At 72.7% G+C, this 2,306-nt stretch carries 1 protein-coding gene; it reads left to right on the forward strand.

The genetic code is table 11. The annotated features are described in order from the left end of the window. Positions 1–2,306: non-ribosomal peptide synthetase (locus tag AB8Z36_RS38005; RefSeq protein ID WP_369217930.1), on the forward strand; the 2,306-nt coding region annotated here is incomplete at both ends.

The raw sequence follows: 2,306 nt of genomic DNA on the forward strand, positions 1-2,306 counted from the left end.
CAGCTACCACCTGCTGCTCTGGGACGGCTGGTCCCGCGAGATCGTGCTGCGGGACCTGTTCGACGCCTACGAGGCGATCGTCGCGGGCGAACCGTTCGACGCCACACCGGCCACGCCGAGCTTCGAGGAGTACGCCCGCACCCTCGCCGCCAAGGACTCCGCCGCCTCCGAACGCTTCTGGGCGGAGCACCTCGCGGAGCTCCCCGGCCCGACGCTGCTCGCCGGGCCCGCACCGTCCCTCTCCGACGCACTGCCGGACGCGCTCGTCCACACGCTCTCCGTCGAGCGGTCGGACCTGCTGCGCGAGGCGGCCCGTACCCACGGCGTCACCCTCAACTCGGTGCTGACCGGCGCCTTCGGCCTGCTGCTCGGCGCCAGGACCGGCCGCGCCGACGCCGTGTTCGGCGTGACGGTCTCGGGCCGCGAGGGCGAGGGCCTGTCGGAGGTCGTCGGCGTCCTTTTGAACACCGTGCCCATGTGGACCCGGGCACGGCCCGAGGACACGGTCGGCGGGTACCTCTCCGCCGTACAGGCGGCCAGGGTCGAGGCGATGGAGCACGAGCACCTCGGCCTCGGCGAGATCCAGCGCGCCAGCGGCCACGACACCCTCTTCGACAACCTGTTCGTACTCCAGAACTTCCTGGACATGGACGCGTTCGCCGCCATGAACGCCCGGCACGGCATCACGTCCGTCAAGGCCGACGACTCCACGCACTACCCGTACACCTGGGTCGTCACCCCCGGCGAGCGGCTCACGGTCAAGCTGGAGCACCGCTACGGCGACACCGCGAGCGCCCGGCGGCTCCTCGACGACTACCTGGGCGTACTGGAGGAGCTGGCGTCGGCGGGCGGCCGGGTCGGCGCGCTGCGGGGGCTCGCCCCGCGGCCCGAGCCCGGCGAGCGCACGGACGTCGGCACGGACACCGTGGTCGACCGGTTCGACCTGGCGGCGGACCGCGATCCGGAGCGGATCGCGCTCGTCGCGCGGGGGGAGACCATGACCTTCGCCGGGCTGCGCGACCGCAGCCGGGCGGTGGCGGGCGTCCTCGCCGCACGCGGCATCGGCCCCGAGACGACCGTGGGCCTCGCCGTCCCGCGCTCGCTCGACTCGATCGTGGCGCTCTTCGCGGTGCTGCGGTCCGGCGCCGCCTACGTACCGCTGGAACTGGACCACCCGGACGAGCGGATCGCGGCGATCGTGGCGGACGCCGGTCCCGACGTCATCCTCACGGTGAGCGGCGTCGCGCCTAGGCTGGCGGGCTTCCCGGTTCCGGAACGGCTCGAACTCGACCGGCCGCTGCCCGAGGCCGCACCCTTCGTGACGTTCGCGCCGGACGACCCCGACCGGCTCAGGCACCCCGCCTACACGATCTACACCTCGGGCTCGACCGGTAGGCCCAAGGGCGTGGTGACCGAGTACGCGGGCCTGACCAACATGCTGGTCAACCACCAGCGGCGGATCTTCGAGCCGGTCCTCGCCGAGCACGGGAACCGGGTCTTCCGGATCGCCCACACCGTGTCGTTCGCCTTCGACATGTCGTGGGAGGAGCTGCTCTGGCTCGCCGACGGCCACGAGGTGCACATCTGTGACGAGGAACTGCGCCGTGACGCGCCCCGCCTGGTCGAGTACTGCCTCGAACACGGCATCGACGTCATCAACGTGACCCCGACCTACGCCCAGCAGCTCGTCGCCGAAGGCCTGCTCGACGACCCGGCCCGACGGCCCGCGCTCGTCCTGCTCGGCGGCGAGGCCGTCACCCCGACGCTCTGGCAGCGCCTCGCCGAGACCGAGGGGACGGTCGGCTACAACCTGTACGGGCCCACCGAGTACACCATCAACACGCTCGGCGTCGGCACCTTCGAGTGCCAGGACCCGGTGGTCGGCGTCCCCATCGACAACACCGACGCCTATGTGCTCGACCCATGGCTGCGGCCCCTGCCGGACGGCGTCCCCGGCGAGCTCTACGTGGCGGGCGTCGGCATCGCCCGCGGCTACCTCGGACAGCCCGCCCAGACCGCGCACCGCTTCGTCGCCTGCCCCTTCGGCGCGCCCGGCGAGCGCATGTACCGCACCGGTGACCTCGTCATCCGGCGGCCCGACGGCAACCTGATGTACCTCGGCCGCACCGACCAGCAGGTCAAGATCCGGGGGCACCGGGTCGAACTGGGCGAGGTCGAGGCGGCGTTCGCGGCGCATCCCGCGGTGCGGTTCGCCGCCGCCGTGGCCCAGCCGGATCCGCAGGTCGACGGCGCCTATCGGCTCGCCGCCTATCTCGTGCTCGAAAGCTCTGGGGGCGTGGGGGGCG

Source organism: Streptomyces flavofungini, from assembly GCF_041028215.1.
GTDB lineage: Bacteria > Actinomycetota > Actinomycetes > Streptomycetales > Streptomycetaceae > Streptomyces > Streptomyces flavofungini_B.